Here is a 7,228-nt window from a genome sequence, read left to right as displayed (position 1 = left end):
GCATGATTTCAAGCAATCAGGCGGCAAAGCGGGCCAGGTATTCTGGCGGTCGGGTAAAGATATGGTACATGCATGTCAATACACGTCCGCCAGACTTACCCTCTCTGCGTGGATTTATTCCTACAGCTCTAGTTAAATTACTTGACAGCAAAACCAAAAGCCATCGACACTGGCCTCCTTCGCTCGTACTGTCTCGGGCTGTCACAAGGGGTCGGAATGCGTTGTCTACACACTGCCAACAAGCGCGGCCATGCGCCAGCGATAATGGTGCGCCGCTCGCTGATCGGAACTGCACTCGTATTGCTGAGCGCGTGCGGCGGCGGCGGTGGCGGCGGTTCCGCGCCGGCGCAGCCGCCGGTTGTCGTCCCGCCCCCGCCGGACGTGCTGGCGGTAAACTCCGGCGTTGCCATCCAGGGTCTGACCGGGGAGGCTGTGCTGTCGTTCCGTCCGGCGCTTCTGGCGGCGGCAACCTACCCGGTGGGCATGAGCTTTACGATCACCGGGGCCACCGGCGGCATTGCCTGTTCGCCCGGCGTGGATTTTTTCGTCGTCGCAGCTTCCAACGTCAGCGCCACGCCGGCGGCCAGCACGACCGGCCGCCTCACGCTTGACGCCGGCTCCGTCAACCGCCAGGTCGATCTGGCCATTTGCAGCGGCGCGGGCAGCGCCGACAAGACGCTCAGCTTTGCCTGGAACGATGGCAACGCAAGCGGCGTAGCGAGCGGCCTGTTGCGCGCCAGCGCAAGCAGCACGCTTGAACTGAGCAAACGTATCAACGACACCGGCATCACCACCTGCGCCAGCCTGGCTGCAGTGGGCCTGGCTTGTCCGCAGGCGGGCCTGGCCGGGCAAGACGCCGAGCTTGGGCGCGACGGCACGGCAGCGATTACAGGGCAGGGCGGCTTTCGAGTGTCAGCCTTCATGCTCACCACCTTGCCCAATTCAAGCTGCGTGCAAGATGGCGTGACCGGGCTGGTTTGGGAAGGCAAGACTGCCAGCGGCTTACACAGCGCCAACGCCACCTATACCTGGCGCAGTGCGGCAGCGGCCAACGGCGGTGCCATCGGCACCGGCAATGGCGGCGTGTGCACCGGCAGCGTGTGCGACACCGATGCGTTTGTCGCGGCCGCCAACAGCGAGCGCACCTGCGGTTTTTCTGACTGGCGCCTGCCGCACGCGGACGAGCTCTCGGGCATTGTCGACAGCGGCGCGAGCGCTGCGCCGACCATCCCCGCCGCGTTTGCCAACCAGGCCGCAGCCACTTACTGGACCGATTCGCCAAAAGCGGGCGACAGCGCGGGCGCGTGGGCGGTTGACTTCAATAGCGGCGCCGTTACCGCGCAGGCCAAATCGACAGCCAATCGCATCCGCCTGGTCCGTGGCCGGTGAACCCTTTGAGCGCCATTACTTCACCTATGTCTCGCGGAGCCACCATGTATAAACAATTGCGTCAGCGCACCCTCGTACTGGCCGCGCTGCTGGCAGCCATTGTCCCGTCGGCGCAGGCCGCCTGCAATGGCGCCGACATCGTCGCCGACACGCCGGACACCCGTTTCACTGTCGCAACCGACACCGTTCTCGACAAGGCCACGGGGCTGACCTGGAAGCGCTGCGCGGAAGGCTTGTCCGGCGCCGATTGCGCCGCCGGCGCTGTGCTGACGGGCACCTGGGCCGAGGCCCTGGCGCGCGTCGCCACCGTCAATGCCGCGTCCGCCACACTGGGTGCAGGCGCGAACGACTGGCGCCTGCCGAACCGCAATGAACTGGCGACGCTGGTTGAACGCAAGTGCACCAACCCGGCAATCAACGCCACGGTATTTTCCCGCACGCCAGCCCAGAGCTTCTGGACGGGGTCGCCCTATGCGCTGAATGCTGCCCTCGCATGGTATGTCGACTTCAACGCTGGCGACGTGGGTCCTGCCTTCAAGACCGGAGCAAAAAACATCCGACTGGTCCGTGGCGGGAACTGAACGGCGGCGCGCGCGCCGTGGATGTGCAAGAACACTGATGTCGGGCCGCTGTACCACAGCGTCCCACCCTTACCAAACCAATGGAGATCTACATGTTTAAACAAGTCGTTCCTGTCAATCAGCAGCGTCACGCCGGGAAAAAAGTCAAGCAGGTTGAAGGTTTTGAATTTGCTTCCAAATTCCACATCGCTTACGTGACAACGCACGAATTTGTCAGGTCGGCAGCGATTTATCCGCTGGTGTTTATCGAAGACAAGGAAAAAGATGAGTTCCGCCCGGTTGCCCTGATGGGTCTGGATGCTGGCGAGAACCTGTTCGTCGACGCCAACGGCAAGTGGGCAGCTTCCTACATTCCGGCGATCATCCGCCGCTATCCGTTCGCCTTGTCGCAGGCAAGCGAAGACGGCCGGTTCCTGGTGTGCGTCGACGAGGGCAGCGACCTGATCAATGACACCGAAGGCCAGCCACTGTTCAACGAAAAAGGCGAGCCGACCGAAGTGATCGAGAACGTCAAGCGCTATCTGTCAGAACTGCAACAGATGGATGCGGTCACCACCGAATTCTGCAAGTTTTTGGCGGAGCACAACCTGTTCGTTCCACTGAACATGCGCGTGCGCCAGAATGACCAGTTCAAGAATATTTCCGGCTGCTACGTCATCAATGAAGAGCGCCTGAACAATCTGTCGGACGAGCTGTTCCTGGACGTGCGCCGCAAGCATTACCTGCCTGCCATCTACGCCCAGCTCACATCGCTGTCGCAGATCGAACGCCTGGTCATGCTCAAGGACGAGAAATCGGCCAAGTAAGTTGTGCCGGCTGGCCGCGCGCAAGTGCGCGCTTCAGCCACACCGACGCCGGCCGCGCTCTGCGGGCGGCGTTTGTTTTTGTCATTCCCCATTTGTCTTTTGCTGGTAAGCCATGTCTGCACGTACCCGAATAACCTTGCTGGCACTGGCCGTGGCCGCCGCGGCGACCGTCGCCGTCACGCCCGCCATCTGCGCCGCGCCCCCGCCCGCTGTGCTCAAGCCGCTGGCCGGCAGCGTCACGCTCACGCCCAAACTGTTGCTGCAACTGGTCGTCAGCCGCAGCGCCGAAGTGCGCTACAGCCGCGCCCAGATCGAGGTGGCGGGCGAACTGAGCAAGGCTGAAGAAGCGCTCTACGAAGTGGTCTTGTTCGGCAACGGGCGGCGCGACGGTGGAGAGCGCCAGCGCACCGTCGAAGAGCGCATTTCCAGCATTGCCACCAGCCGCCTGAACGTGCTGGACGAACTCAATTCCACCGCTGAAGTGGGCATCCGCGAACGCTTGCCGACGGGCGCCGACCTGTCGCTGAGCTATCGCTTGCGCGAACGGCGCAACAACATCATTGGCAGCGGCGCGGCCGGCGACACCGAATACGACGGCGCCATCGTGCTCAACTTCAAGCAACCGCTGCTCAAGGGCGCCGGCAACAAAGTGGTGGAGACGGACTTGCGCGTCTCGCGCCTGGAATACCGGATCGCCACCCTGCAGTACCGCCAGCAACTGCTCAAGACCGGCAACGATGCGCTGGCCCTGTACTGGCAGCTGTACCGCGCCCATGAAGTGAGCGCCATCCGGCAGCGGGCACTCGATTTCGCGCAAAAAGTGCAGGCCGATACGGCGGCGCGCATCGACGCCGGCAAACTGGCCGCCAGCAATGGCATCGAATCGAAGGCGGCGGTGCTGCTGCGCGAAGTGGAACAGATCCGCGCCCAGCAGGGCGTACGCGAAGCCGAATCGCGCCTGGCCACGGTGCTCAACATCGCCGGGCTGGAACAAAGCGGCATCACGCTGGTGCTGCCGACTGGCGCCCCGAATCCGACCGCATTCAACCTCGGTACCGCAAAGTGGCGCTATGAGCATGCGCTCGAGCGCTGGCCGGCGCTGTCCATTGCGCAACTGCGCGCCGAGCAAGCCGGCCTGCGGCTCGACTTCGCCCGCAACCAGAGCTTGCCCACGCTCGACCTGCTGATCACTCGTTCGAATACCGGCCTCTCCAATGAAAACGATATTGCGCGCACCGTGACCGAAGGGGCGCGCTACCAGAACTGGTCGATCGGCCTGAACGTGGAAGTGCCGCTGGAAGGCAACCAGCGCGCCCGCTCGCAGGCCCGGGCCCAGGAGGCGCGCGTGCGCCAGGCCAACATCGAAATCGATTCGATCCGCACCGCCTTGGGCAACGACGTGCGCTCGCGCTGGGACCAGGCGCGCGGCGGCCAGGATGAACTGGCCCGCATGCAGGGCGACATCGACCTGCGCAACGAATTGCTGCGCATTGAAAAAGTGCGCTACGACGCCGGCATGGCGCCGCTGTCGCAGCTGCTGCAGCGCGAATCGGAATTGACCGAGAGCCGCCAGCGCCTGGTTGAAAGTGCGGCGCGCCTGGGCCAGGCCAACGACGCACTGCTGTTTGCCGACGGCAGCCTGCTCGATCACTACGCCATTACCTTGAAAGACTGATATGCCATCCGCAGTTTGCAATCGTGCCCGTCACGTCGCCGCCCGCCTGACCCTGGCGGCCCTGTGCGCCGGCGCCGCCTGCCAGGCCATGGCCGAGCAATTCGTCGGCCTGGTGCATCCGGTGCAGGAAGTCGCGCTCAGCATGGGCGTGGGCGGCGTCGTGTCGCGCCTGAATGTGCGCGCCGGCCAGGCCGTCAAGGCCAACCAGGTGCTGATGGTGCTGGACGACCGCATGCAGATGCTGGAAGTGAACCGGCGCCAGGTGATCTGGCGCGACAACAGCGAGCTGGACGCCGCGCGCGACCGCGCGCGCACCTTGCAAACCATGTACCAGAACACCAAGCGCGTCTTCGACAGCACCGCGTCGATCAGCCGCGATGAACTGGCGCGCCTGGAAGTGGAGTACTCGGCCGCGCGCGGCCGGGTCGAACAGCTGGTGGCGCAAAAGCGCCGTGAAAAAATCGAGTATGACGGCGCCATGCAGGAACGCGCGCTGCGCGACATGACGGCGCCGCGCGCCGGCGTGATCACCAAAGTGGCGGCCAGGGCGGGCGAATGGGCCAAGCCGGGCGAAGCGCAGATGGTGCTGGTCGACGCGTCGACCTGCTACCTGAGCACGAACGTGCCGCTCAAGGCAGTGCCGGGCTTGAAAGCGGGCCAGGCGATCGAAGTGCGCTTCGAGGCTGCATCGGGCAGCGCGCCGGTGATGGGCAAAGTGGCGCTGGTTTCCAGCGTGGCCGACCCTTCCAGCGGCCTGGTGGAGATCCGGATCGACCTGCCGAACCGCGCCTTGAGCATCCGTCCCGGCATCAAGGGCTTTATCGAGCTGCCGCTCGCGCGCCGGTAAGCGGCATGCCACGCCTCCTTTCTGAACAGACCCCGCCATGAATCGCCCAACAGAGTTGCCGCCATTTTCGCCCGAGGCAGCAACGCCGCCCCCGGGGCTTGACGCCGCCGGCCTGGTGGCAGCGCTGCAGCAGCACCGGCGCGAGCGGCGCGGGCGCAACCGCGCCGACTACTGGAGCACCTATTGCGCCCTGATGCGCGCGCTGTGCCGCGCCACGGCCGTGCTGCTGATCCAGCGCACCGAAGCCGGCTGGACGGTGCTGGGCGCGGAAGCCCAGGGCGACGACTGGGCCCTGCGCAACTGGGAAAAAGTGCTGGAAAAGCGCGGCGAGCGCACCCTCGAAAAAGGATTTGCCTTTACCCCGATGCAGGACGACGCGGGCCGCCTGCGCATCCTGGCCGTGGTGCAAACGACCGGGATCGGCGAAGCGCTGCTGGTGATGGACATCCCGGAGCGCGAACGCGGCCAGCTTAATGAACTGCTGATGCGCGCCTTGCTGGTGGCCGACTTCGGCGAACCGGAGGCCCCCGAAGCGGCGCCCGCCGGCGCGGGGCTGCTCGACCTGGCAGCCCAGGTGGTGGCCGAAAAACATTTTGAAGCAGCTGCCCTGGTACTGGTGAATAACCTGGCCGCCGGTGTGGGCGCCAGCCAGGTGGCACTGGGCTGGACTGCGGACGGCGCCGTGCGCACCGTGGCGATTAGCCACCTCGACCGCTTTGAGCGCAACACGGAAAACGTGCAGCTCATGGACGAGGTGTTTGACGAAGCGCTCGGCCACAATGGCCCGGTCTGGTACGCAGCGGGTGAAGACAGCGCGCCCCTGGCCGCGCACGGCAAGCTGGCGCGCGTGCTCGGGATGGCGCGCGTGCACACGCTGCCGCTGGCGGCGAGCGGTGCGGCCGGTGTAGGTGGCAAGGGCGAGGCAGCCGGCGCCGTGCTGCTGTTCGGCTTTGCCCAGGAGCCGGCCCAGCGGCCCGACGAAGCGGAACTGCGCCTCATGTTTGGTTTCTTGCAGCCGTGGCTGGAACAATTGCGCCAGCGCGACCGCTGGTGGGGAGCGCGCCTGCGCGACTGGACGCGCGCGCGTCTGGCGCGCTGGCTTGGCCCGGGCAAGGTGTGGACGCGGGTGCTGGTGGCCACGGCGTCGGCGCTGCTGCTGTTTGTCCTGCTGGGCAGCATGAGCTACCGGTTCGAGGCCAGCGCCCAGCTCACCACCGACAGCACGCGTTTGGTCAGCGCCCAGTTCGACGGCCGGATCGACGCGGTGCAGGCCAGCGCCGGCGACGTGGTGCGCAAGGGCGCGCTGCTGGCCAGCCTCGACACGCGCGAACTGCGCCAGCAGCAGCTTGAACTGGGCGCCGACCGCCAGCGCCTGGAAGCGGAAGCGGACAAGGCGCGCGCCGCCGGTTCGCTGGCCGAACTGGGCGTGGCCGAAGCGCGCTTTGCCCAGGCCGACGCGCGCCTGACCCGGATTGAACAATACCTGGCCCAGGCCCAGGCGGTGGCGCCGTTCGATGGCGTGGTGGTGGCCGGCGAGCGCAAGGACTTGCTCAACGCCCCCGTCAAGAAAGGCGACAACCTGTTTCGGGTGGCCCGCATCGACGGCCTGTATGTGGAGATCATGGTGGCCGAGCGCGACGTGCGCTACATTTTGCCCAACGCCACCGGTGAATTGCGCCTGCTGGCTAGGCCCGGCCAGTCGATCGCGTTTACGCTCTCGAGCGTGATTCCGGTGGCCCAGGTCAAGGGCCAGGAAGGCAACCATTTCCTGGTCAAGGCCAAGCTTTCGCAAGCGCCGGAAGCGTGGTGGCGCCCTGGCATGAGCGGCATGGCCGTGATCGACGGCGGGCAGCGCAACGTCGGCTGGATCCTCACGCACGGCCTGGTCGACAGCCTGCGGATGAAGCTCTGGTGGCTCGGTTGAAGCAGG

Annotated in this window: 6 protein-coding genes; all 6 read left to right on the top strand. The window is 65.6% G+C overall.

Annotated features, from left to right (window positions below; genetic code table 11):
* Positions 1-216 precede the first annotated feature (216 nt).
* Complete coding sequence (locus ACP7D4_RS16895; RefSeq protein ID WP_426210258.1) at positions 217-1,389, top strand: DUF1566 domain-containing protein; 1,173 nt, start codon at positions 217-219, stop codon at positions 1,387-1,389.
* A 44-nt stretch (positions 1,390-1,433) separates the two neighbouring features.
* Positions 1,434-1,970: a DUF1566 domain-containing protein gene (locus ACP7D4_RS16890; RefSeq protein WP_426106913.1), complete on the top strand. Its 537-nt coding sequence runs from the start codon at positions 1,434-1,436 to the stop codon at positions 1,968-1,970.
* Between the two features lie 92 nt (positions 1,971-2,062).
* The gene (locus ACP7D4_RS16885; protein WP_426106914.1) at positions 2,063-2,776 is read left to right on the top strand and encodes a SapC family protein; all 714 of its coding nucleotides are present in this window, start codon (positions 2,063-2,065) and stop codon (positions 2,774-2,776) included.
* Positions 2,777-2,888: 112 nt separating this feature from the next.
* Complete coding sequence (locus tag ACP7D4_RS16880) at positions 2,889-4,451, top strand: TolC family protein (RefSeq protein WP_426106916.1); 1,563 nt, start codon at positions 2,889-2,891, stop codon at positions 4,449-4,451.
* 1 nt (position 4,452) lies between these two features.
* A complete protein-coding gene (locus tag ACP7D4_RS16875; RefSeq protein ID WP_426210256.1) occupies positions 4,453-5,298 on the top strand; it encodes an efflux RND transporter periplasmic adaptor subunit in 846 nt (281 codons plus the stop codon).
* Between the two features lie 37 nt (positions 5,299-5,335).
* Positions 5,336-7,222 carry an efflux RND transporter periplasmic adaptor subunit gene (locus tag ACP7D4_RS16870; protein ID WP_426210254.1) on the top strand — a complete coding sequence of 629 codons (1,887 nt, stop codon included), beginning with the start codon at positions 5,336-5,338 and terminating at the stop codon, positions 7,220-7,222.
* The last annotated feature ends 6 nt before the right edge of the window (positions 7,223-7,228 follow it).

The organism is Massilia sp. TWP1-3-3 (assembly GCF_049897805.1).
Classification (GTDB): Bacteria; Pseudomonadota; Gammaproteobacteria; order Burkholderiales; family Burkholderiaceae_D; genus Telluria_A.
Note: the sequence above shows the minus strand (reverse complement) of the source record. Positions and strands in the feature narration are given on the sequence as shown.